Origin of the sequence: Actinophytocola sp. NPDC049390 (assembly GCF_044466355.1) — a bacterium.
Taxonomy (GTDB): Bacteria; Actinomycetota; Actinomycetes; order Mycobacteriales; family Pseudonocardiaceae; genus Actinophytocola.
In genome coordinates, this window is record NZ_JBITMQ010000005.1 from 77,204 (window position 1) to 98,409 (window position 21,206).

The 21,206-nt window shown below is 70.4% G+C and carries 22 protein-coding genes; 13 read left to right on the forward strand and 9 right to left on the reverse strand.

Annotated features, from left to right (window positions below; genetic code table 11):
- Window positions 1-55 precede the first annotated feature (55 nt).
- Together ACIBVP_RS16695 and ACIBVP_RS16700 are read left to right on the forward strand one after the other, a co-directional pair.
- Window positions 56-466: a hypothetical protein gene (locus ACIBVP_RS16695; protein ID WP_396107010.1), complete on the forward strand. Its 411-nt coding sequence runs from the start codon at window positions 56-58 to the stop codon at window positions 464-466.
- Between the two features lie 95 nt (window positions 467-561).
- The gene (locus tag ACIBVP_RS16700; protein WP_396107011.1) at window positions 562-1,296 is read left to right on the forward strand and encodes a S1 family peptidase; all 735 of its coding nucleotides are present in this window, start codon (window positions 562-564) and stop codon (window positions 1,294-1,296) included.
- Window positions 1,297-1,361: 65 nt separating this feature from the next.
- Here the strand turns inward: ACIBVP_RS16700 and ACIBVP_RS16705 are convergent, their stop codons facing one another.
- Genes ACIBVP_RS16705 through ACIBVP_RS16715 form a run of 3 tightly spaced genes read right to left on the reverse strand, consistent with a single transcriptional unit; the run spans window position 1,362 to window position 2,793 of the window.
- On the reverse strand, window positions 1,362-1,841 hold the full coding sequence (locus ACIBVP_RS16705) for a GNAT family N-acetyltransferase (protein WP_396107012.1): 480 nt from the start codon (window positions 1,839-1,841) through the stop codon (window positions 1,362-1,364).
- Window positions 1,834-2,445, reverse strand: coding sequence for an acid phosphatase (locus ACIBVP_RS16710; protein WP_396107013.1), 612 nt, complete (start codon window positions 2,443-2,445; stop codon window positions 1,834-1,836). The genes ACIBVP_RS16705 and ACIBVP_RS16710 overlap by 8 nt, the downstream gene beginning before the upstream one ends.
- Before the next feature lie 3 nt (window positions 2,446-2,448).
- Window positions 2,449-2,793: a winged helix-turn-helix transcriptional regulator gene (locus ACIBVP_RS16715; protein WP_396107014.1), complete on the reverse strand. Its 345-nt coding sequence runs from the start codon at window positions 2,791-2,793 to the stop codon at window positions 2,449-2,451.
- Between the two features lie 83 nt (window positions 2,794-2,876).
- On the opposite strand from ACIBVP_RS16715, the gene ACIBVP_RS16720 reads away from it, so the two are divergent.
- From ACIBVP_RS16720 to ACIBVP_RS16730, 3 genes are all read left to right on the forward strand, one after another.
- Window positions 2,877-3,725, forward strand: coding sequence for an NAD(P)-dependent oxidoreductase (locus ACIBVP_RS16720; protein WP_396107015.1), 849 nt, complete (start codon window positions 2,877-2,879; stop codon window positions 3,723-3,725).
- Between the two features lie 339 nt (window positions 3,726-4,064).
- A complete protein-coding gene (locus tag ACIBVP_RS16725; RefSeq protein WP_396107016.1) occupies window positions 4,065-4,499 on the forward strand; it encodes an SRPBCC family protein in 435 nt (144 codons plus the stop codon).
- A complete protein-coding gene (locus tag ACIBVP_RS16730; protein WP_396107017.1) occupies window positions 4,496-4,987 on the forward strand; it encodes a TetR/AcrR family transcriptional regulator in 492 nt (163 codons plus the stop codon). Before ACIBVP_RS16725 ends, ACIBVP_RS16730 begins: the two co-directional genes overlap by 4 nt.
- Here the strand turns inward: ACIBVP_RS16730 and ACIBVP_RS16735 are convergent, their stop codons facing one another.
- Together ACIBVP_RS16735 and sodN are read right to left on the reverse strand one after the other, a co-directional pair.
- The gene (locus ACIBVP_RS16735) at window positions 4,988-5,539 is read right to left on the reverse strand and encodes an AAA family ATPase (RefSeq protein WP_396107018.1); all 552 of its coding nucleotides are present in this window, start codon (window positions 5,537-5,539) and stop codon (window positions 4,988-4,990) included.
- Window positions 5,540-5,685: 146 nt separating this feature from the next.
- Entirely contained in the window at window positions 5,686-6,093 is a 408-nt protein-coding gene (sodN, locus tag ACIBVP_RS16740; RefSeq protein ID WP_396107019.1) for a superoxide dismutase, Ni, read from the reverse strand.
- Window positions 6,094-6,176: 83 nt separating this feature from the next.
- Here sodN and ACIBVP_RS16745 point away from each other — a divergent pair, with 83 nt between their 5' ends.
- The gene (locus ACIBVP_RS16745) at window positions 6,177-6,497 is read left to right on the forward strand and encodes a S26 family signal peptidase (RefSeq protein ID WP_396107020.1); all 321 of its coding nucleotides are present in this window, start codon (window positions 6,177-6,179) and stop codon (window positions 6,495-6,497) included.
- Here the strand turns inward: ACIBVP_RS16745 and ACIBVP_RS16750 are convergent.
- Complete coding sequence (locus tag ACIBVP_RS16750) at window positions 6,470-7,075, reverse strand: dTDP-4-dehydrorhamnose 3,5-epimerase family protein (RefSeq protein ID WP_396107021.1); 606 nt, start codon at window positions 7,073-7,075, stop codon at window positions 6,470-6,472. The two genes, ACIBVP_RS16745 and ACIBVP_RS16750, sit on opposite strands and share 28 nt — an antisense overlap.
- A gap of 214 nt (window positions 7,076-7,289) precedes the next feature.
- Between ACIBVP_RS16750 and ACIBVP_RS16755 the strand changes: the two genes are divergently transcribed.
- The 6 genes from ACIBVP_RS16755 to ACIBVP_RS16780 all read left to right on the forward strand — a co-directional run bounded on the left by ACIBVP_RS16755 (window position 7,290) and on the right by ACIBVP_RS16780 (window position 15,126).
- On the forward strand, window positions 7,290-8,483 hold the full coding sequence (locus ACIBVP_RS16755) for an NADP-dependent malic enzyme (protein WP_396107022.1): 1,194 nt from the start codon (window positions 7,290-7,292) through the stop codon (window positions 8,481-8,483).
- Window positions 8,484-8,538: 55 nt separating this feature from the next.
- Window positions 8,539-11,097, forward strand: a complete 2,559-nt coding sequence (locus tag ACIBVP_RS16760) for an EAL domain-containing protein (RefSeq protein ID WP_396107023.1) — start codon at window positions 8,539-8,541, stop codon at window positions 11,095-11,097.
- A gap of 612 nt (window positions 11,098-11,709) precedes the next feature.
- Window positions 11,710-12,801 carry an ABC transporter ATP-binding protein gene (locus tag ACIBVP_RS16765; protein WP_396107024.1) on the forward strand — a complete coding sequence of 364 codons (1,092 nt, stop codon included), beginning with the start codon at window positions 11,710-11,712 and terminating at the stop codon, window positions 12,799-12,801.
- Window positions 12,798-13,466: an ABC transporter permease gene (locus tag ACIBVP_RS16770; protein ID WP_396107025.1), complete on the forward strand. Its 669-nt coding sequence runs from the start codon at window positions 12,798-12,800 to the stop codon at window positions 13,464-13,466. The genes ACIBVP_RS16765 and ACIBVP_RS16770 overlap by 4 nt, the downstream gene beginning before the upstream one ends.
- Complete coding sequence (locus ACIBVP_RS16775; RefSeq protein ID WP_396107026.1) at window positions 13,463-14,200, forward strand: ABC transporter permease; 738 nt, start codon at window positions 13,463-13,465, stop codon at window positions 14,198-14,200. Before ACIBVP_RS16770 ends, ACIBVP_RS16775 begins: the two co-directional genes overlap by 4 nt.
- 11 nt (window positions 14,201-14,211) lie before the next feature.
- Window positions 14,212-15,126: an ABC transporter substrate-binding protein gene (locus tag ACIBVP_RS16780; protein ID WP_396107027.1), complete on the forward strand. Its 915-nt coding sequence runs from the start codon at window positions 14,212-14,214 to the stop codon at window positions 15,124-15,126.
- Between the two features lie 81 nt (window positions 15,127-15,207).
- Here the strand turns inward: ACIBVP_RS16780 and ACIBVP_RS16785 are convergent, their stop codons facing one another.
- A complete protein-coding gene (locus ACIBVP_RS16785) occupies window positions 15,208-16,413 on the reverse strand; it encodes a hypothetical protein (RefSeq protein WP_396107028.1) in 1,206 nt (401 codons plus the stop codon).
- A gap of 150 nt (window positions 16,414-16,563) precedes the next feature.
- On the opposite strand from ACIBVP_RS16785, the gene ACIBVP_RS16790 reads away from it, so the two are divergent.
- On the forward strand, window positions 16,564-19,557 hold the full coding sequence (locus ACIBVP_RS16790; protein WP_396107029.1) for a BTAD domain-containing putative transcriptional regulator: 2,994 nt from the start codon (window positions 16,564-16,566) through the stop codon (window positions 19,555-19,557).
- Here the strand turns inward: ACIBVP_RS16790 and ACIBVP_RS16795 are convergent.
- Together ACIBVP_RS16795 and ACIBVP_RS16800 are read right to left on the reverse strand one after the other, a co-directional pair.
- Window positions 19,544-20,290: a Calx-beta domain-containing protein gene (locus ACIBVP_RS16795; protein ID WP_396107030.1), complete on the reverse strand. Its 747-nt coding sequence runs from the start codon at window positions 20,288-20,290 to the stop codon at window positions 19,544-19,546. The genes ACIBVP_RS16790 and ACIBVP_RS16795 overlap by 14 nt on opposite strands.
- A gap of 32 nt (window positions 20,291-20,322) precedes the next feature.
- Window positions 20,323-21,144, reverse strand: coding sequence for an IclR family transcriptional regulator (locus ACIBVP_RS16800; protein WP_396107031.1), 822 nt, complete (start codon window positions 21,142-21,144; stop codon window positions 20,323-20,325).
- Window positions 21,145-21,206: the final 62 nt, after the last annotated feature.

Sequence of the window (21,206 nt, forward strand, 5' to 3'; positions counted from 1 at the left end):
CCGCAGGGTAGCTACGATCCAGTGAGTCTGTCCGTCCACGGCATGGAAGGTCACTGTGCGCATCGAGACCGACGCTCCGAAGACCGTCCGCGGGGCGGGTCTGCTGGTCGTCCTGCAGGGCCTGATCGGCGTCGTGTTCGCGGTGGCGCTGCTGATCAGGGCCTTCTCCGGCGTGGAGACCATCGGCAACCTGTACGGCGAGGCCGCCTACTTCGCGGTGCTCGGTGGCGCCGTCCTCGGCTGTGGCATCGCGCTCTTCCTGGGCAAACGCGGTGTCCGCGGGCCCATCACGGTGATCCAGATCCTGCTGCTGGGCGTCGCCTGGTACGCGATGGGGCCCTCGGACCAGCCCGAGTACGGCCTCCCGGTCGCGGGGCTGTGCGTGCTGGTGCTGTACCTGCTCTACAACGTCAAGGCCCGGGTGTGGGCCGAGGACCGGGCCGGTCTTGAAGAGGATCCAGACTAACGGCGGGTAGTGGATCGACCTCGAACGAGTGACCCTGTTGGGGTCCTTGTAAGCCCTGCTCCGCGACTCTGTGTCGCGGTTTCGAGGTGATCTGCATGCGTATCGGTCGTGTCGGGGCGGCCCTCGCTGGTGCGGCGCTGGCCGCACTGGGTGTCCTAGGCGGCGGGACGGCGAACGCCGACGTGCCACCGGGCAACGTGGGGCCGGCGATCATCGACGGCGGCAACGCCGAATCCGGTCCGTGGGCGGCGCGCTTGTTCGTGAACGGCCAGGAGAACTGCTCGGCGACCATCATCGCGCCGACGTGGATCCTGACCGCCGAGCACTGCGTGGCCGGCGGCGGGACGTACACGTTCAACATCGGCAACCTGGACCAGACCCAGGGCGAGCAGGCGACGGGTGTCGCGATCCACACGAACCCGGAGGCGGATCTCGCGCTGGTCGAGCTCGACCGCGCGGTGAACGCGACCTACTCGCCGCTCGGCAACCCGGACGCGGTCGAGGTCGGCGAGACCGTCCAGGTCTACGGCTGGGGTGCCACGTGCACCGACCGCCCCGAGATCGAGTGTCAGTCGCAGTACCTCAAGGTCGCCAACGTCGAGGTCAGCTCGGTGAACTGCGCCGACTACCGCGGCGGCACGGCGGTCTGCGCCAACCGCATCGACGGCATCACCGCCGGCGGCGACTCGGGCGGCCCGATGTTCGCCACCGCGCCGGACGGTTCGTACGTCCAGGTCGGCGTCGCGTCCACCAGCGACCGGCAGACCTTCACCGCGTACGCGAACCTCACCGTGTACCGCGACTGGATCGCGAGCATCGCGGGCGTCTGAACCGAAAAGCACGCGAGGGCAACGAAACGCCGCGCCGGAAGCCCTACCGGCGCGGCGTTTTCCCGCTACCTGACAGCTGTCAGCTTGTGCAGAGCGTCGCCGGAGACCCGGTACCCGACCCACTCGTCGAGCGGGACCGCGCCAAGCGAGCGGTAGAACCCGATGGCGGGCTCGTTCCAGTTCAGCACCGACCACTGCAGCCGGGTGTAGCCCTGTCGCACGCACTCGTCGGCCAACGCGACCAGCAAAGCCTTGCCCAGCCCCGATCCGCGGGCGCTCGGGCGGACGTAGAGGTCCTCGAGATAGATGCCGTGCACACCGTCCCATGTGGAGAAGTTCTTGAACCACAACGCACAGCCGACGACCTCGCCGGCCAGTTCGGCGACGTGCGCGAACACCGCCGGGTCGGGCCCGAACAGTGCCTTGTGGAGCTGCTCGGCGGTGACGTGGCACTCCTCCGGCGCGCGTTCGTAGTCGGCCAGCTCGTGGATCAGCTCGACCATCGTGTCCACATCGGACGGAACAGCCCTGCGCACCTCAGTCATCGAGAAAACCTCGCTCCGGCAACGGAGGCACGTTCAGCCGCTTGATCTGCGGCACCCCGCGTTCGTCGCCCAGCACGGAGATCGCGGCCGCGTCGAGTGCGAAGTGGACACCCGAGGTCGGCGGCAGACCCAGCCACGTCGCCACCAGCACGCGGCTGAAATGCCCGTGCCCCACCAGAACCACGTCACCGTCGGGCAGTGTCGTGCGCACCCGCGTGACCACCCGCGCCGCCCGTTCGCCGACCTGCTCGGCGGTTTCCCCGCCCGGTGACTCGTGTGTCCACACCGTCCACCCCGGCACGGTCTCGCGGATCTTCGGCGTCGACAGGCCTTCGTACTCGCCGTAGTCCCATTCCCGGACGTCCTCGGTGATCTCGGTGACGGTCAGCCCGGCGAGTTCCGCCGTCCGCACGGCGCGCTGCCGCGGTGACGACAGCACGAGCGCCGGCGAGCGGTCCTCACACAGGCCGGCGAGCATCGTGCCCGCGTCCCGGGCCCGGCGCTCGCCGTTGGGGGTCAGCGGGATGTCCGTGCGGCTGGTGTGCTGCCCGCTGCGCGACCACTCGGTCTCTCCGTGGCGGAGCAGGTACAGGAGTCCGGTCATGATCTACAGTCTCGCCTCCCGGTTGGCGATCCGCTTCATGTGCCGCTCGCCCCAGTCCCCGAGTGGCATCAGCGCGTCGGTCAGCGACCGGCCGAAGTCGGTGACCGAGTACTCGACCCTCGGCGGCACCTCCCGGTACACCTCGCGGTGGATCAGGCCGTCCGCCTCCATCTGGCGCAGCTGCTGGATCAGCATCTTCTCGGTGATGCCCGCGACCTCACGCCGCAGCTCCCCGAACCGCAGCGTCGGTTTCTCCGCCAGTGCCCACAGGATGAGCGACTTCCACTTCCCGCCGACGATGTCGAGCGCCGCGTCGAGACCGCACGAGTACGGGCCATGTGCCGTCATGCTGGATCCTTACCTTTTGGTGAGTACCTGACTTCAAGGTAGGTACTTGCCCAATCGTATGGTATGACCGCAGAGTCGTCGTCGTGCGAACGACAGTCATGGGACTAGGAAAAATGGGGCGCGCGCTCGCCGCCGCGCTCGTGGACCGTGGTCACGACACCACCGTCTGGAACCGAACACCCGGTAGGTTGCGCGACGCCCCGTTCACCCACGCCGTCACCCACGCGGCCACCGCCGAGGACGCCGTCGCCGCGAGCGACGTGGTGGTGCTGTGCCTGCTCGACTTCGAGTCGGTCGTGGCGGTGCTCGACGGCGTCGACCTGCGTAACCGAACGATCGTCAACCTGACCACCGCCACGCCCGCGGAGGCCGCGAAGCTGTCCGCGCTCCTCACCGAACGCGGCGCCGACTACGTCGACGGCGGGATCATGGCCATCCCGTCCATGATCGGGACCCCGGCCGCGGTGGTCCTCTACAGCGGCAGCGAGCAGGCGTTCCGCCGCTCGGAGAGCGCTCTCCAAGCCTTCGGTGAGGCCCGCTACCTCGGCGCGGCGCCGGGCATGGCGGCACTGAACGACATCGCGATGCTCACCGGCATGTACGGCATGTTCGGCGGGTTCGTGCACGCGGCGGCGCTGGTGCGCACCGAGGGCGTGGCGGTCGTCGAGTTCACCGAGACACTGCTGGTCCCGTGGCTGCGCGCGTTGTTCCCGGCGCTCGTGGACATGGCGGGCCAGATCGACTCCGGTGACTACACCGCGAAGGAGTCCGACCTGTCGATGCAGGTCGCGAACGACGGGATCAGCGTGGTCAGCCGTGCTCAGGGGGTCAGCAGCGAGCTGTCGGACCCGCTGTTCGCGCTGATGCGCCGCCGCGTCGAGCAGGGCTTCGGCGGGGACGACTTCCCGAGCGTGGTCGAACTGCTGTCATGACCCGTTTCGGGTGATCGTCACGCGGGACGCGCGCGGGCGTGTTCGAGATGGACCACCACGCGGTGGGCACCTCGCCGTGGCCAGTGCGCGAGCGGGTGCGCCGCCCGGTCCGCAAACGGCCGATCATCGTGGGCGGCCAGGCCTCGACGATGCCGCGCACCGCGGCGGCAGTTCCTCCTGTGGGGCACGACCGATCCGCTGGTGCCGGGTGCCTCGTTCACCGAGCTGGTGGAGCGGCCCTCCGGCTGGCCAGGCCGATCAGGAGGTGCTCTCGACCTTGACCAGGCTAACGACGTTAGCTTAGCTTGGAGCTAACAACGTTAGCCACAGGAGGACGTCATGCGCCGGATCAGCGTCGTCACCGAGATCAACGCCCCCGTCGAGGTCGTGTGGGCCCAGCTCACGGACACCGCCGCGTTCGCGGACTGGAACCCGTTCATGCCGCGCCTGGAGGGAGCGCTCTCCGAAGGCGAACGCCTGGAGGTCCGCATCACGCCGCCGGGCGCGAAGGGCATGACGTTCCGGCCGACCGTGACGGCCGTCGAAGAAGGCAGAAAGCTGGAGTGGCTGGGCAGGCTCGGCCTTCCGGGCCTCTTCGACGGCCGCCACGCGTTCACCCTCACCGCCACGGCCGACGGCACCCGCCTGACGCAGGAGGAGACGTTCACCGGCGTGCTGGTGCCGCTGCTGGCATCGACGCTGGGCAGGACGGAGAGCGGTTTCCGGCAGATGAACGAGGCGCTGAAGGAGCGGGCGGAGCGGATCGCGGCGTGACACGCAGGGACGAGATCCTCGACGTGGCGGAGTCCCTCCTGGAGGCGGAAGGGCCGACGGCGCTGACCATGCGCAGAGTGGCGGAGGCGATGGGCATCCGCGCCCCGTCCCTGTACAAGCACGTGGCGAACAAGGACGACATCGAAGCGGGCCTGCAGGAACGCGCTCTCCGCAACCTGACAGCCGTGCTGTCCCCAGCAGGCGCCGACCTGCGCAAGATCATGGTGTTGTACCGGGAATGGGCGCTGGCCCACCCGGGCCTGTACGAACTGGCCACCGGCCGCCCGCTACGCCGCGACGTGATCCCGGCGGAGGTCGAAGCGGCCGCCGCGGCGCCGGTCGTGGCGGCCGCGGGCGGCGAGGAACACCGGGCCCGTGCGCTGTGGGCGTTGGCGCACGGGTTGGTGGACCTGGAACTGGCGGGCCGCTTCCCCCCGGACGCCGACCTGGAGGAAACGTGGCGCGCGGCGTTCACACCGTTCCTGTGACTACGCGAGCACGTCGTCCGCGACCTCGGCGACGGCCCGGCCGCCGACGTCGACACGCGCCAGCCCGAGCCGGTCGACGTCGGCCTGGAGCAGTTGCTGGAAGCGGATCGAGCGGGCGAGGAACTTGTCCATCAGTGCACGCTCGTCGACGGTCGCCGTCGCGTAGCCGCCGGACGCTCTGATCCGGTCGCGGATGACGTCGTCGCCCGCGGTGAGCCACACGGCGGGAACGTCGAGGGTCGCGACGCGTTCGGGCCACAGCGCGGAGCCCTCGATCACGAGACCGTCCGCGGTGCGGACCAGCTCCTCGATCCGCGGCCAGAGTCGCTCGTAGTGCGTGAGAACCGACGAGATCAACTCGTCGACGGCGAGGGACGAGTAGTGCTCGGCGACGTGCGGCGGCACCTCCCGGTCGGCGGTCCGCCACGGCCGCCCGGGATGACGCGCCAGGTAGTCGGTCGACCGGTGCTCGAACCCGAGCCGATCCGCCAGCTCCGCCGCCACAGTGGACTTCCCGACGTTCGACGTCCCGCCGATCAACAGCACCCGCACGGTCGCGACACTAGTCAGCACAGCAGGACGAGCCGTCGATTCCGCACTTCCGCCGCACCGTCGTCACACCGCTGGCGACCGACGCCCACCCGGCAAAACGAAACGGCGCCGACCGACAGTGTCGATCAGCGCCGCCCGGAGGAGCCTCAGCCCTGCTTGGTCTCCCAGAAGATCTTGTCAATCTCGGCGATGTAGTCGAGGAGCTCCTGGCCCTTGGCCGGGTCCATCGAACCCTTGGTGCCGGCCGCACCGGCGGCCTTCGTCGCCTTGTTGATCAGTTCGTGGAGGTTCGGGTACTTCTCGAAGTGCGGCGGCTTGAAGTAGTCCGTCCACAGGACCCACAGGTGGTGCTTGACGAGCTCGCTGCGCTGCTCGGCGATGAGGATCGCGCGCGTGCGGAACTCCGGGTCCTCGTTGTCCTGGTACTTCTGCTGGATGGCCTTCACCGACTCGGCCTCGATGCGGGCCTGCGCCGGGTCGTACACGCCACAGGGAAGATCGCAGTGTGCGGTGGCCTCCAGGCGTGGGCCGAGAATGCGCGACAGGAGTCGCATCTTTCCTCCTGAACAAGGTTGACGCTCCGACTTCCGCGACACTACTCCCGGCACGCTGGGGCGACACGACGGAGGTGATCGAAATGAACCCGCTCGGACGGCTGCCCTACCGGCGCATCCGGGTGCGCGGGCCTTCGATGGCGCCGACGCTCAGGGACGGCGATGTGATCCTCGCGCGGAACCGGCGGACCCCTCGAACGGGTGATGTGGTGGTGGTCACGTGGGTGACGCGGCCGGGGCAGTTGTCGATCAAGCGCGTGACGGCGTCCAACGGCAGTGGATGGCACGTCGAAGGGGACAACCCCGGCGCCAGCACCGACTCACGTGACCTGGGCCTCGCCCAGGTGCACGGGGTGGTCGTCGCGCGGCTCTGGCCTCAGCCCAGGCTCCTCAGCTCGCGGTAGCGCGCGAGGCAGTCCTCGTACCTGGGCAGGAGACCCGACGACGCCGCGTCGGCGAGGGTGGGTGCCGCACTGTCCTTCGGGGACAGCAGGAGTTCCACGTCGGTCGGCCACGGCAGGTCCAGCGCCGGATCGACGGGTGACACACCGTGCTCGGCGGGCGGGTTGTACGGCGTCGAGCAGAGGTACGAGATGACGGTGTCGTCGTCGAGGGCGACGAACGCGTGGCCCAGGCCCTCCGGCACGTACACCGCGCGGAAGTCCACCGGGTCGAGGCGCACCGCGTCCCAGACACCGAACGTCGGCGACCCGACCCGGATGTCGACCACGACGTCGAGGAGCGCCCCTGCCGGGCAGTACACGTACTTCCCCTGGCCCGGCGGCACGTCCGCGAAGTGCAGCCCGCGCACGCTGCCGCGCCGTGACCTGCTGTGGTTGCTCTGCGCGAGCCGCAGCGGGTGCCCGACCGCCTTGACGAACGCCTCCTCCTGGTACGGCGAGACGAACACGCCGCGGTCGTCCGGAAAGGAACGGGGCGTGAACTCGAAGGCGCCTGGAATCTTGAGCTCGCGTACCTCCATGTGACGGAGGGTACGCGACAGCGGACAGCGGCCCTGTCTACACTGTGGGACACCGCAGCGTCCGCGGTCGCCCGCCCTACAGACGGCGTGCGGCCGACGTGCCCGGCCTGGTCCCACACATCGGTGCACCCAACCGATGTTCGACCACGCCGCGATCGAGCGGAGCCAACCTTCGAGAACCCCTGGCTTCCGCACGCCCCGCAGGAGGGACGCAATGACTGCCGTGAACGACCCGCTGGCCACCGACCTGACTACTCCCGTCACCGACGACGAGATCTTCCGTGCCCACGAGGGCGGCAAGCTGGACATCTCGGTACCGCGGTCGATCACCGACTCGCGCGCGCTGTCGATCGCCTATACCCCGGGTGTCGCGAAGGTGAGTCGCGCGATCGCCGAGGACGCCTCGCTGGTCGACAAGTACACCTGGACCTCCCGCCTCGTCGCCGTCGTCAGCGACGGCACCGCGGTGCTCGGCCTCGGCGACATCGGCGCCCGCGCGTCGCTGCCGGTCATGGAGGGCAAGGCCGCGCTGTTCAAGACGTTCGGTGGCCTGAACTCGATCCCGCTGGTGCTGGACACCACCGACGTGGACGAGATCGTCGAGACGCTGGTGCGGCTGCGCCCGTCGTTCGGTGCCGTGAACCTCGAGGACATCGCCGCGCCGCGGTGCTTCGAGCTGGAGAAGCGCGTGATCGAGGCGCTGGACTGCCCGGTCATGCACGACGACCAGCACGGCACCGCGATCATCCTGCTCGCCGCGCTGCGTGGCGCGAACACCGTTCGCGACCGGGCGATGGCGGACCAGCGGATCGTCATCGCGGGCGCCGGCGCCTCCGGTGTGGCCTGTGCGAACATCCTGCTGTCCGCCGGCGCGGGTGACGTGACCGTGCTCGACTCGCGCGGCATCCTGTACGACGGCCGCGACGGCATGAACCCGGTGAAGGCCGAGCTGGCCACCCGCACGAACAAGGCTGGGCTGCGTGGCGGCATCGCCGAGGCCATGAAGGGCGCCGACGTGTTCGTCGGCCTGTCCGGCTCGACGATCTCCGAGGACCTGGTCGCGTCGATGGCGCCCAACTCCGCGGTGTTCGCCCTGTCGAACCCGGACCCGGAGATCCTCCCGGACGTGGCGCGCAAGCACGCCGCGGTCGTGGCCACCGGGCGCAGCGACTTCCCCAACCAGATCAACAACTCGCTGGCCTTCCCCGGTGTGTTCCGCGGCGCGCTGGACGCGGGGGCGCGACGGATCACCGAGCACATGAAGCTGGCGGCCGCGGAGGCCATCGCGGCGGTCGCCGCGGAGGACCTGTCGGCCGACTACATCGTGCCGAGCGGGGTCGACCCGAGGGTCGCGCCGGAGGTGGCGGCGGCGGTGGCCCGTGCCGCGAAGGAAGACGGGGTAGCCTGAGCACCGGCGGGAAGATCGGGGTCTGCGCCCGACCCGCCGGCATGCGGGCGGAAGGATGGGCGTGGTGGCCGAGCATGTCGTGCGTGCCGGCCCGCTCCCTGGCGAGCGGCTGACCGGCGACTCGACGCTGCCCTCGGACGCCCTTCCGCTGGTCGACGTGGTGCAGCCGGGCGAGGAACACGCCGTTCACCTGCTGGACGGCGCGGAGCGGATCGCCGAGCTCGGCGTGTGGAGCGTCGACGTCGAGGCCAACCGCGCCTACTTCTCCGAAGGCCTGCGCAGGCTGTGCGGATTACCCGACGACTGCACCGTCACCGACGTGATGGGTTTGGTGTGCCCCGACGACCAGGCGGTGCTCGGCGAGTTCCGGGCCCGCCTGGCCGTCGGTAGTGGGCCGGTACCGGTCGAGGCCGAGGTGCGGGACCCGACGGGGACGCGCATCTTCCAGATCCGCGCACACACCGAGGTCGACCAGGACGGCAACCTCCTGCGTGCCACCGGCACGGTCCAGGACGTCACGAAGCTCCGGGTCGCCGAGCAGCGGGCGAGCCAGGACCGGCGCCTGTTCGGTGACGCGCAGCGGGTGGCCCGCATGGGCACCTGGGAGTGGAACACCGAGACCGGCGAGTGCATGTGGTCGACCATGCTCTACGAGCTGTTCGGCGTCGAGCCGGGCACGCCGATCACCTACACCGACTACCTGAGCCTCGTGCACCCCGACGACCGCGCGTGGGTCGACCAGCGGTGGCAGGACCTCGCGGCGACCGGGCGGCCCGTCGAGTGCGAGCACCGGGCGGTGCTGCCGGACGGCTCGTGGCGCGTCTTCCGCTGTCGCGGGGACGTGATGGACGGCGACCAGGGCCGGTCGGTCATGATCGGCACCGCGCAGGACGTCACCGAGCAGCGGTCCACCGAGACCCGCATGATGCGCTCGTCGCAGCGGTTCTCCGACCTGGTCGCGATCGCGCCGGTCGGGATCGGGCTGTTCGACGAGTCCGAGCGGCTCGTCGACGCCAACGACGCGTTGTGCCGCCTGCTGCAGATGGACCTGGAGCGGTTGCGTGGCATAGCGGCCGTCGACCTCACGCACCCCACCGACCGGGGTGCGTCACTGGTCGCGGGCGTCTCCCGGCGCAACGGTGACACCCGCGCCGGGCAGCGGGTGCTGGTGACGGCATCGGGCAAGGCCGTGTACTGCGAGCTGAACGTGACCGTGTCGGTCGCCGACGACGGCAAACGGTTCTGGCTCGTGGTGTTCTCCGACGTCACCGAGCGGCGCCGTGCCGCGGAACGCCTGCGCTACCAGGCCACCCACGACGAGCTGACCGGGCTGCCCGGCCGCGCCGCGGTGAACGAGCTGCTGGGCCAGCTGCTCGGCGGACCGGACGCGGACAAGGTCGCGCTGCTGTTCTGCGACGTCGACAACTTCAAGCGGGTCAACGACTCGCTGGGCCACGACGTCGGCGACGAGCTGATCACCGCGCTCGCGCGGCGGCTCGAACGCGGGCTGCCGCCGTCGTGCACCGCGGGCCGCATGTCCGGCGACGAGTACGTGGTGATCTGCTCGGACGTCGACGAGGTCGGCGGCGTCGAGGCGCTCGCCAACCGTGTCGCCCAGCTCTTACGCGCGGCGGTGCCGGTACGCGGGCAGCTGCTGCGGGTGTCGGCCACGATCGGTGCGGCCGCGCCGACGGGGCCGGAGACGTCCGCCGCGGACCTCCTCCGATTCGCCGACGCCGCCATGTTCAACGCGAAACGCCAGGGCACGGGCCGGGTGCAGCTGGCGAGCGAGGCGCTGATCGCGTCGGCCAACAGCCAGATGATGCTGGAGGGCCAGCTCCGCGACGCGATCACGAACGACGGCCTGGTGTTGCACTACCAGCCGGTCGTCGGCGCCGACGGCACGATTCTGAAGGCGGAGGCGCTGGTCCGGTGGCCGCACCCGGAGCGCGGGATGCTGCCGCCGAGCGAGTTCCTCCCGGTCGCCGAGCAGGGCGACCTGCTGCGTGAGCTGGACCGGTGGGTGCTGCGGACGGCGCTGTGCGAGGCGTCGAAGTGGCCGATGATGGCGGGTGGCGTGCTGGGCGCGGAGGTCGGCGTCGCCGTCAACCTGGCCGGTCTCGTGCCGGGCGACCCCGAGTTCACCGAGATCGTGTCGGCGGCGGTCGCGGAGACCGGCATCGAGTGGGACCGCGTGGTGCTGGAGCTGGTCGAGACGTCCCTGATCGACCTGCCGTCCCGCAGCCGCCAGGCCATGGCCGAGCTGACCGACCGGGGTGTCCGGTTCGCGGTGGACGACTTCGGCACGGGCTACTCGTCGCTGGCGCGCCTGAAGGAACTGCCCGCACAGATCATCAAGATCGACCGCGCGTTCGTGTCCGGCGTGGCCACGGAGGCCGCCGACTTCGCCGTGGTACGCGCACTGGTCGACATGGCCCGCGCCATGGGCCGCACGTGCGTGGCGGAGGGCGTGGAAACCGACTCCCAGTTCCACGTACTGCGCAGCTTCGGCGTGGAGGCCTACCAGGGCTGGCTCCTCTCCAAGCCCCTCCCGGCAAAGGAGTTCCGCGAACTCCTCCGCATGGGCCCAGTCCACATCCCAAGAGGCTCCTGACCCCAGGAGAACCCCGCGAGTCGCGCTCGCGCACATACCGAGTTGTGTGTTTCGTGCTGGGTTCGGCTTGCGGTAGGTGCATGAAACCGACAACTCGTTGTGTGCGAACGCGCGACTCGCGAGGTTAGGGGACCGCGAGTCGCGCGTTCGGGCATCGCGAGTCGCGTTCGCGTGCATGCCGAGTTGTGTGTTTTGTGCTGGGGTTGGGGTTGCGGTGGGTGCATGAAACCGACATCTCGTTGTGTGTGGGCGCGCGACTCGCGAGGTTAGGGGACCGCGAGTCGCGCGTTCGGGCATCGCGAGTCGCGTTCGCGTGCGTATCGAGTTGTGTGTTTTGTGCTGGGGTTGGGTTGCGGTAGGTGCACGAAATTGACAACTCGTTGTGTGTGGGCGCGCGACTCGCGGTGTTTGGGGGCGTGACTCGTTGTGTTCTGGGGCGTGACTCGCGGGGTTTGGTGACGATCTGGTTACGCTACTCCGAATGGGTGAGTTTGTGGGGGGCGGATGGGTTAGTCGAAGTGTGGGATGACCTGCCGTTGTCGGTGTATCGGGCTAAGGTCGGGCGACCTACGGCCCGAAGGTGGCCGTCTCGATCTGAGGAGTTTCGGGGCAGTGATCGAGTTCAAGGCCGTGACCAAGCGGTACCCCGACGGGACGGTCGCGGTCGACAACCTCGACCTCGTCGTCGACGCGGGGAAGATCACGGTGTTCGTCGGGCCGTCCGGCTGCGGCAAGACCACCTCCCTGCGCATGATCAACCGGATGATCGACCCGACCGGTGGCACGATCCTGTTGGACGGCAAGGATATCCGTGACTCCGACCCGCCGTTGTTGCGGCGCGGCATCGGTTACGTCATCCAGCACGCGGGTTTGTTCCCGCACCGCACGGTCCTCGACAACGTCGCGACCGTCCCCCTGCTGACCGGCAAGAGCAAGCGCGACGCCCGCACCCGCGCCGCCGAGCTGCTCGAGCTGGTCGGCCTGCCGCCCGAGATGGGCAGGCGGTACCCGGTTCAGCTCTCCGGCGGTCAGCAGCAGCGGGTCGGGGTCGCCCGCGCGCTCGCCGCCGACCCGCCCGTGCTGCTGATGGACGAGCCGTTCTCCGCGGTCGACCCGATCGTGCGTGACGACCTGCAGCAGCAGCTGCTGCGCCTGCAGTCCGAGCTGGACAAGACGATCGTGTTCGTCACCCACGACATCGACGAGGCCATCAAGCTCGGCGACAAGGTCGCGGTGTTCCGCGTCGGCGGCAGGCTCGCGCAGTACGCGACGCCGTCGGAGCTGCTCGCGAAGCCCGCCGACGACTTCGTGTCGTCCTTCGTCGGCCGCGACCGCGGCTACCGCGCGCTCGGTTTCCTCACCGCGACCGGTGTGCCGATCGGCCCCGTCGACACGGTGAAGGAAGGCGAGAGGCCCGAAGGCGGCGGCTGGGCCGTGGTCGTCGACGAGCGGAACCGCCCGCTCGGCTGGCTCGACGGATCGTCCACTTCGGACGAAGTGGTGTCCGGCGGCTCACTGTACGAAGTGGACGGTGCGGCGGGTACCGCCGGCTCGCTGCGCAACGCGCTCGACGCCGCACTCAGCTCACCGGCCGGGGTCGGCATCGCGGTCGACGCCGACGGCGCGGTCGCGGGCAGCGTCCAGGCGGAGGCCGTGCTCGACGCGCTCGCGAAGGCGCGACGGACCGGTGAGGTGCCCGCGTGAACGTCGACTGGCCGTGGCCGTGGCTACCGCGCAACGTCGACAAGATCGCCGAGGCCACAGGTGAGCACCTGTACCTGGCGCTGCTCCCGGTGCTGGCGGGCCTGCTCATCTCGATCCCGCTCGGCTGGGCCGCGAGCCGGTGGCCCGCCGTGCGGCTGGTGCTCGTGCCACTCGCCGGCGTGCTGTACACGATCCCGTCGCTGGCCCTGATCACGCTGGTGCCGCTGCTGCTCGGCACGAAGATCATCGACCCGCTGAACGTGCAGGTGCCGCTCGCGATCTACACGATCGCGCTGCTGGTCCGCTCGGTCACCGACGCGCTGCTCGCCGTGCCGGGTGAGGTCACCGCCGCCGCGACCGCGATCGGATACCGCCCCGCCAAACGGTTCCTGTCCGTCGAGCTGCCGCTCGCGATCCCGGTGATCGTGGCGGGGCTGCGGGTCGCGGCGGTGTCGGCGATGAGCCTGACGGCGGTCGGCGCGCTGATCGGCATCGGCGGGCTCGGCGGCCTGATCACCGAGGGCTTCCGGCGCAACAACGCGGTCGAGATGGTCGTCGCGATCGCGCTGATCCTCGTCATCGCGCTGATCATTGACGCGCTGCTGCTGCTGGCGGGCAAGGTCATCACGCCGTGGACACGCGCACGGCAGGGGGCGACGAAGTGAACTCCGCACTGAACTGGTTGTTCGACCCGGCCCACTGGTCCGGCCCGACCGGCATCCCGGCCCGGCTCGTGGAACACCTCGGGTACACGGCGTTGACGGTGCTGGTCGCGGCGGCGATCGCGGTACCGCTCGGCGCGGTCATCGGCCACACCGGACGTGGCACGTTCCTCGTCGCGGGCCTGTCCAACGGGCTGCGGGCGCTGCCCGAGCTGGGTCTGCTGACGCTGCTGGTGCTGCTGACCTACGTCGGCCTGCTGCCCGTGGTGATCTCGCTGGTGATCCTGGCGCTGCCGCCGATCCTCGCGGGCACGTACGCGGGCGTCCGCAACGTCGACGGGTCCGTTGTGGACGCGGCACGGGGCATGGGCATGCGTGGTTCGACGGTGTTGCGGAAGGTGGAGCTGCCCAACGCGCTCCCGCTGATCCTCGGCGGTATCCGTTCCGCGACGCTGCAGGTGATCGCGACCGCGACGATCGCCGCGTACGTCGGGCTCGGCGGGCTGGGCCGGTTCGTCATCGACGGCAACAACTCGGGCGCGGGGTCCCCCAACGGATACCCGCAGATGGCGGCGGGCGCGATCGTGATCGCGGCGCTCGCGCTGGTGGTCGAGGGCGTGCTGGAGGTCGTGCAGCGCGTCGCGGTGTCACCGGGTCTGCGCAACGCGGCCACGAGGAAGCGCACCGCGCGCATCTGGCGCAAGCCGACCCCGGATTTGGTAGGTAGGTCCACGTGAGGAGACACAGGATGAAACGCGTTATCGCCGGTGTGGCGACGGCCCTGGCGGCGACGCTGGCCGTTTCCGCGTGTGGCGGCTCCGGTGACCCGCTGGCCGAGGACACGCCCACGGGCGGCGGTTCCGGCGACAGCATCACGGTCGGCTCGGCGAACTTCCCGGAGAGCCAGCTGCTCGCCGAGATCTACGCCCAGGCACTCGAGGCCAAGGGGGTCACGGTCGAGCGCCAGCACGACCTCGGCAGCCGCGAGAAGTACATGGACGGGCTCAAGGACGGGTCGATCGACCTGATCCCCGAGTACACGGGTGTGCTGCTGCAGTTCTTCAACAAGGAGGCCCCGGAGGTCGAGTCCGAGGAGGTGTACGCGGCGCTGCCCGCGGCGCTGCCGGAGAACCTCACCGTGCTGGACAAGGCCGAGGCGGAGGACAAGGACGCGATCGTCGTCACCAGGGAGACGGCGGACAAGTGGAGCCTGAAGTCCATCGACGACCTGGTGCCGCACTGCGGTGAGGTCGTCTTCGGCGGGCCGCCGGAGATCCAGGAGCGCGCGGACGGCATCCCGGGCATCAAGGAGACCTACAACTGCACGTTCAAGAGCTTCACCGCGCTGGAGCCGGGCGCCATCACCACGAAGGCGCTGCTCGACGGCACGGTGCAGGCCGCCGACATCTTCACCACGGACGCCGCCATCGAGGCGAACGACCTGGTGGTGCTGGAGGACCCGAAGAACAACTTCGCCGCGCAGAACGTCGTCCCGCTGATCAACAAGGACAAGGCGAGTGACACGGTGAAGGAGACCCTGAACGCCGTCTCGGCCAAGCTCGACACGAAGACCCTGCTGGAGCTGAACGCCGCGCTGAACGCCCCGGACAAGCCGGAGTACGCGGACGTCGCGAAGGACTGGCTGTCCAAGGCAGGCCTGTAAGAACGACCTCGGAGGGCGCCTCCCCAGGGCGCCCTCCGAGTGATCACCGCACGTGCCAGACCGTGCGGCGGCGTCGTGTCATCACGGGTTGACCTGCCAGTGGTAGTTGAGCCGGTACTGGCCGCCGAAGCCGTCGTAGGTCAGCGAGCGGGTCGGCAGGCGGTAGTCGGTCCAGCCGTAGTGCGACGCGCTCGTGTACATGAACTCGTACGGGCTGGGCAGATCCACCCGGACGGTCTTCGGCGCGAACACGTCGTCGTTGAACAGGTTGGCCAGCCACTCGAAGAACCCGCCGATCAGCCAGGCGATCGCCTCGCCGATCGCTTCGGCGAACGACGTGCCGAGCCAACCCTCCAGCACGCCGACGATCCACTCGACGATGACCTCGACGACCTTGTCGCGGACGGTGAGCCAGACGTCGCGGATCGCCTGGGCGAACCCGCCGCCGTCGTCGATCTCGGCGAGCATGATCACGCCGTAGTAGGTGCGCGGCCACTCGCCGGACGTGGTGAGGTCGTGGTGGGAGTGCAGCAGGCCGGGGGCGGGGTAGGACTTGACCGTGCCGTCGTTGAAGTGGCCGACGGTCTGCGGGCTGACGGGCCGGGTCCTGCCGCGGTGGTCGAGCGACATGCCGCCGACGTCGATCCGGTCGGCGTTGACCCACTCCCAGAAGTCCGGACCGGTCTCGTCGACGCACACCACCCGGTCGATGCGCAGGTCCAGGCTGGACAGTTGCGGGAACGGCAGCTTGACACCGATCGTCCTGGCGTAGTCGATCGCCCGCTTCTCCTCCGCTTCGTGCTGCGCCTTCATCTCGTCCGCGCGCGCCTGCAGCCGGTCCGCCAGCGCCTTGGCGTCGAACTTGACGTACTCGGACGTGAACACGTTGCCGAACCCGAGGGACGCGTACTTCTCCGGGTCGATCTCGGCGTACTGGCCGAAGTTCTCCTGCCGCGCCTTCGGGTCTTCGAGCATCTGCTTGGCGGAGGTGACCACTCGCTTCTGGTACTCCTCCGACAGGCTCAGGACGCCCTGGCGCAGGTTCTCCTCGACGCTGCCCTGTTCGTACTGCCGCGCGGGGTCGGCGGCGACCACGGCCATGGAGTACCGCAGGGCATGACCGGCCTCGGTCATGATCGAGGCGAGCTCCGGGTAGGCGATCTTGCCCACGGGGTCAGCCGGCGGGTACTCCTCGGCGGCCGCGGTCGGGGGGAGCAGGGCCGCGGTGAGCGCGGTGACCGTGGCCGCCACGATCACCGGCACGCGTAACCGTGATCGTACTGTCATGTGTTGCGGGTATCTGGCCGTACGCATGATCTTCCTTCCTCGTGAGGTGCGGCCGGCAGCCGCGCCATGGACAGGAGTACCGATCCGAGGCTGCGCACCGGTTGTCCGCGGGCTGCGGCTAGGCTGCGGCGCCTGAATGGGGTGCGGGACATGACCGATCTGCAGATCCGGGTGCTGGGCGAGGTGGAAGCCGTCGGCCCAGGTGGCAGCGCCGTGCTCACGGGCACCAGGCGGGTGATCCTCGGCGCGCTCGCGTTGCGGGCCGGCCGGGTGGTTTCCTTCGACGGTCTGGTCGACGTGGTGTGGGGGCACGACCCGCCACGGACCGCCACCAAGACGTTGCACAGCCACGTCGCGCGGATCAGGCAGGCGCTCGCCGCGGTACGTGCCGCACCGGTGGTGTCCACACGGGACCTCGGCTACGTGCTCGAGGTGCCCCGCGACCACGTCGACGCCCACCGGTTCGAGTTCCTGGTCACCGCGGCCAGGGCGAAGCTCGCGCGCGGCGACCAGGGCGGCGTCGCGGACACGCTGCGGACGGCGCTGGGGCTGTGGCGGGGCGAACCGTTCGACGGGACCGAGCTCGGCGACTGGGGCCAGCACGAACTGCACCGGCTGCGGGAGCTGTGGCTGTCGGCCACCGAGGACCTCTGGGACGTGGAGATCGACTCGGGTGGGGCCGCGGCGGCCGCGGTCGAGCTGCCCCAGCTCGTCGCGCGGCATCCGGTGCGGGAACGGCTCACCGGGTTGCTGATGCTGGCCCTGTACCGCTGCGGCAGGCACGCCGAGGCGCTCACCGCCTTCGACGGGCTGCGCAGGCTGCTGGCAGCCGAGATCGGTGCCGACCCGAGCCCGGAGCTGGCCGAGCTGCACACCGCGATCCTGCGGCACAGCGCCGAGTTGCAGGCACCCGCCGCGTCACCGGCGCCGGAACCGCCGAGGGCGCCGGCACAGTTGCCCGCGAAGGCGGGGCACTTCATCGGCAGAGGCACGGAACTGGCCGTTCTGGACGCGGTCTGCGCCGGCGACGAGCTGCTGATCGTCGTGATCTCGGGACCGGCGGGCATGGGCAAGACCGCGACCGCCGTGCAGTGGGCGAGCGACAACGCCGCCCGGTACGGCGACGGTCAGCTGTTCCTCGACCTGCGCGGCCACGACCCGGACCACGCGATGACCGCCGAGCAGGCGCTCGCGCAGCTGCTGGGCGGCCTCGGCGTGCCGGAGGACCGCATCCCGGCCGGGGTGCCGGCGCGGTCGGCGCTGTACCGGACCATGTTGTACGGCAAGCAGTGCGTCGTCGTGCTGGACAACGCGGGCTCGGTCGACCAGATCCTGCCGTTGGTGCCGGCGGCGGCGACCGTGCCACTGGTGATCACGAGCCGGGTCTCGCTGGCCTCGCTCGGCGCGCACCACGCGGTGCGGCACGTGGTGCTCGACGCGCTCGACGACGACAACGCGGTGACGCTGCTGACGCGGGTGCTCGGCGCGGACCGGGTGGGCAGGGAGCCGGTGGCGACGGCGCGGCTGGCGACGTTGTGCGCCGGAATGCCGCTCGCGCTGCGGATCACGGCGGCCCGGCTGGCGTGCCACCCGGGCCGGTCGATCGCGGAGGCGGCCGACGACCTGGCCGTCAGCCGGCTGGACGGGTTCGAGGTCGACGGTGACACGAGGACCGTCCGCAGCGTGCTGACCAGCGCGTACCGGCCGCTGAGCGACACCGCGCGGCGACTGCTCCGCTGCTCGGCCACCGTCCCGGCGCCCACGGTGAGCGGCCACCTCGGCGCCACGCTGGCCGGTCTCGACGACGAGCAGGCGCGCCGCGCGTTCGACGAGCTCTCCAGCGCCCACCTGATGCTCGGCACCGGCGGGCACCGTTTTCGCTTCCACGACCTGATCAGGGAGTTCGCCAGTGACCGGGCGGTCGCCGAGGAGACCGCGCCGGACCGGGTCCGCGACCGGTTGATCGACTGGTACGTGTTCGTCGCCGCCGAGGCGAACCGGCTGATCAACCCGCACCGTGACGCGGTCGAACCGGAGCAGGCGCTGCCCGTCCCGTCGTTGCCGTTCGCCGGCAGGCAGGCCGCGATCCGGCTGCTGGAGGCGGAGCGGCACGGCTTCCTGCCCGTCGTGCGGTACGCCACCGAACAGGGCAGGCCGGTGGCCGCCTGGCAGCTCGTCTACCTGCTCACCAGCTTCTACGAGGTGAGCGGGCACTGGACCGAGCGGGTGGAACTGTGCCAGGCCGGGGTCGCCGCGGCGGCCGCCGCTGGCAGCCAGGGCGGCGAGGCGGAGATGTTGCGCGCCCTCGGGGTGTCCTACTACATGACGCGCAGGCTGAACGAGGCCGTGGCCACGGCACTGACCGCCCTGGAGGTCGTCCGCGGTACCGGTGATCTCGCCGGGGAGGGGCACGTTCTCAACAACCTCGCCAACGCCTACGCCGACCTGCGCCGCTTCGACGAGGCGATCACGGCGTTCGAGCGGGCCATCGAGACGTCCACGGCCGCGGGCAACCGCCTCGGCGTCGCGCTCTCCCAGCGCAACCTCGGGCACGTGCTCGTCCGGATGGGCCGCGCGGCGGACAGCCTGCCGCCGTTGCGTACCGCGTTGGCGGAGTTCGACGACATCGGCAACGCCCGGTTGCGGGCCGGCACGCTGAACACGCTGGGGGAGGCGCACCGCGACCTCGGGAACTACGAGCAGGCACTGGCCGACATGGCCGAGGCGCTGGCGATCAGCCGGGATGTCGGTGACCGGTGGCTGGAGTGGGAGTTGCTGCGGGACGTCGGTGTCACGCGGCTGGCGGCCGGGGACACCGGCGCGGCGCTGACCGACTTCGAGCAGTCGCTCGCCGTGACCCGGGTGGTGGGTGACCGCAACGGGGAGGCCGTCGCGTTGTGCCTGATCGGCCGCACCCACCTCGTGTCCGGTCACCTCGACGCCGCCGCCCGGCACCTGGAGCAGGCACGCGCGGTGCGCGCCCAGGTGCCGGACGCGTACGAGGAGGCGCACGTGTACCGGGCACTGGCCGAGCTGGCCGCGGCACGCGGTGACGGCGCGGCCGAGGTGGCACACCGCGACCGCGCCGTCAGTCTCTACCGTCAGGTGAACGCCACCGAGGAGGCGGAGATCAGCACTCCTTGATCGTGACGCGCGCGACGTCCTTGACCACCACACCGGCCGACACGTCCTTGATCACGACGTCGAAGTAGAGGTCGCCGCTGGGGTTGCCGAGGACTTCGACCGGCAGCTCGGTCTTGCTCACGCCTTCGGCGAACGTAACCGTGCCGGTGGCGAGCTTGTAGTCCTTGCCGCTCGTCGCCGTGCCGTCCTTGCCGTAAACGTGCACGGTGATCGTCGCCCGCGGGGTCACGTTGGTCTGGAGCGGAACCCACAGGTACTGGTCCTTCGGCCACCAGCAGATGCCGCCGGTCGGCGTGAACGACGTCTCGATCTCGGGGATGTCCTTCTCCGGGATCGCGTCGTCGTTCAGCACCGACACGGTCGCGGTCGAACTGGTGACGACGACGTTCTCCGGCGCGTACAGCTCGACGGAGAAGCCCTCGTCGTACTCGGACTCGCTGTCCCGGTTCACCGGTACCGTCACGTCCCACGAGCCGGGCACCTGCCAGCCGAGGGTGCCGGTGGTGGCGGTGAAGTCCGACCCGGCCTCCGCGCTCCGTCCGATGGTGCGGTACCGCACCGACCCCGCGCCACCGCAGCTGTCGTAGCCCGCCGTGACCCGCACGGTGAACCTGAACGTGTTCGTGCCCCCACCGCTGCCCTCGTACTGGTCGGCGGCGGAGATCGACACGGTCGGCACCGTGCAGGCAGGCGCGGCGGCCGCCACCGTGGCCGTGCCCACGGCGCCTGTCACGAGGACGGAAGCGGCGACGACGAGCGAAGTTCCTAGTTTTCTGGCAAACATGGGGACTGTGTAGACGGGCCCGGTTGTGGCCGGGTTGTGCGAGCGCCGCCGACGCGGGCGCTCAGCTCGGCGGCGGCCCGGATCGTCGCCGCGGCCAGGTCGGGCCAGGTCTCGCCGCACTCGTCCGCGCACTCGTGGCGGAACGTGGTCGAGATGGCCGCGATCGGGTGGCCGCTGTGGTCCAGCACCGGCGCCGCCACCGACGCGAACCCCGGCGTGACGTACCCGTCCTCCACCGTCCAGCCCCGCTGCCGGGCCGCCGTGAGGTTCCGCCGCAGCGACGGCAGGTCCGCGGGCCCGCGCCCCGTCCGGTCCACGAACGCCGACCGCGCCGGGAACAACGCCCTGACCTGCGCCGCGGGCAGCGCACCCAGCATCGCCCGCCCCGAGGCGGGCAGGTGCGCGGGCAGCCGCACCCCGACGTCCGTCACGACCGTCGCGTGCAGCACGGGCTGCTCACGCAACAGGTACAGCGTCTCCCGCCCGTGCAGCACCCCCAGCTGCGCCACGTGGCCGGTCCGCCCGATCAGCCCGCGCAGCACGGGCCTGGCCAGCCGTTCGAGGGGGTCGTGCCGCAGGTACGCCGACCCCAGCTCGAACGCGGCCAGCCCGAGCCCGTACCGGCGTTCCTCCGGCAGGTGCGTCACGAACCCGGCCGCCGCCAGCTCCGCCAGCAGGTGGTACGTCGTCGAGCGGGGCAACCCCAGCTCACGGGCCACGTGACCGGCCGTCACCGGGCCCGCGCGGCCCGCCAGCAGGCGCAGTACCGCCAGGCCGCGGCGCAGGGCAGGCACATCCGTCATGTGTCTGGAATACCAGACTGGAACCCTCGGGCTCGGGTCGTGCGAACCGGCGAAGGGCGCTG

What these genes read in the sequence shown, in the direction of transcription:
- ACIBVP_RS16780 (WP_396107027.1), top strand. Translation starts at nt 14,212, where the DNA reads ATGAAACGCGTTATCGCCGGTGTGGCGACGGCCCTGGCGGCGACGCTG.
- ACIBVP_RS16725 (WP_396107016.1), top strand. Translation starts at nt 4,065, where the DNA reads ATGCGCCGGATCAGCGTCGTCACCGAGATCAACGCCCCCGTCGAGGTC.
- ACIBVP_RS16750 (WP_396107021.1), bottom strand. Translation starts at nt 7,075, where the DNA reads ATGGAGGTACGCGAGCTCAAGATTCCAGGCGCCTTCGAGTTCACGCCC.
- ACIBVP_RS16760 (WP_396107023.1), top strand. Translation starts at nt 8,539, where the DNA reads ATGGGCGTGGTGGCCGAGCATGTCGTGCGTGCCGGCCCGCTCCCTGGC.
- ACIBVP_RS16785 (WP_396107028.1), bottom strand. Translation starts at nt 16,413, where the DNA reads ATGACAGTACGATCACGGTTACGCGTGCCGGTGATCGTGGCGGCCACG.
- sodN (WP_396107019.1), bottom strand. Translation starts at nt 6,093, where the DNA reads ATGCGACTCCTGTCGCGCATTCTCGGCCCACGCCTGGAGGCCACCGCA.
- ACIBVP_RS16800 (WP_396107031.1), bottom strand. Translation starts at nt 21,144, where the DNA reads ATGACGGATGTGCCTGCCCTGCGCCGCGGCCTGGCGGTACTGCGCCTG.
- ACIBVP_RS16700 (WP_396107011.1), top strand. Translation starts at nt 562, where the DNA reads ATGCGTATCGGTCGTGTCGGGGCGGCCCTCGCTGGTGCGGCGCTGGCC.
- ACIBVP_RS16745 (WP_396107020.1), top strand. Translation starts at nt 6,177, where the DNA reads ATGAACCCGCTCGGACGGCTGCCCTACCGGCGCATCCGGGTGCGCGGG.
- ACIBVP_RS16755 (WP_396107022.1), top strand. Translation starts at nt 7,290, where the DNA reads ATGACTGCCGTGAACGACCCGCTGGCCACCGACCTGACTACTCCCGTC.
- ACIBVP_RS16710 (WP_396107013.1), bottom strand. Translation starts at nt 2,445, where the DNA reads ATGACCGGACTCCTGTACCTGCTCCGCCACGGAGAGACCGAGTGGTCG.
- ACIBVP_RS16715 (WP_396107014.1), bottom strand. Translation starts at nt 2,793, where the DNA reads ATGACGGCACATGGCCCGTACTCGTGCGGTCTCGACGCGGCGCTCGAC.
- ACIBVP_RS16790 (WP_396107029.1), top strand. Translation starts at nt 16,564, where the DNA reads ATGACCGATCTGCAGATCCGGGTGCTGGGCGAGGTGGAAGCCGTCGGC.
- ACIBVP_RS16705 (WP_396107012.1), bottom strand. Translation starts at nt 1,841, where the DNA reads ATGACTGAGGTGCGCAGGGCTGTTCCGTCCGATGTGGACACGATGGTC.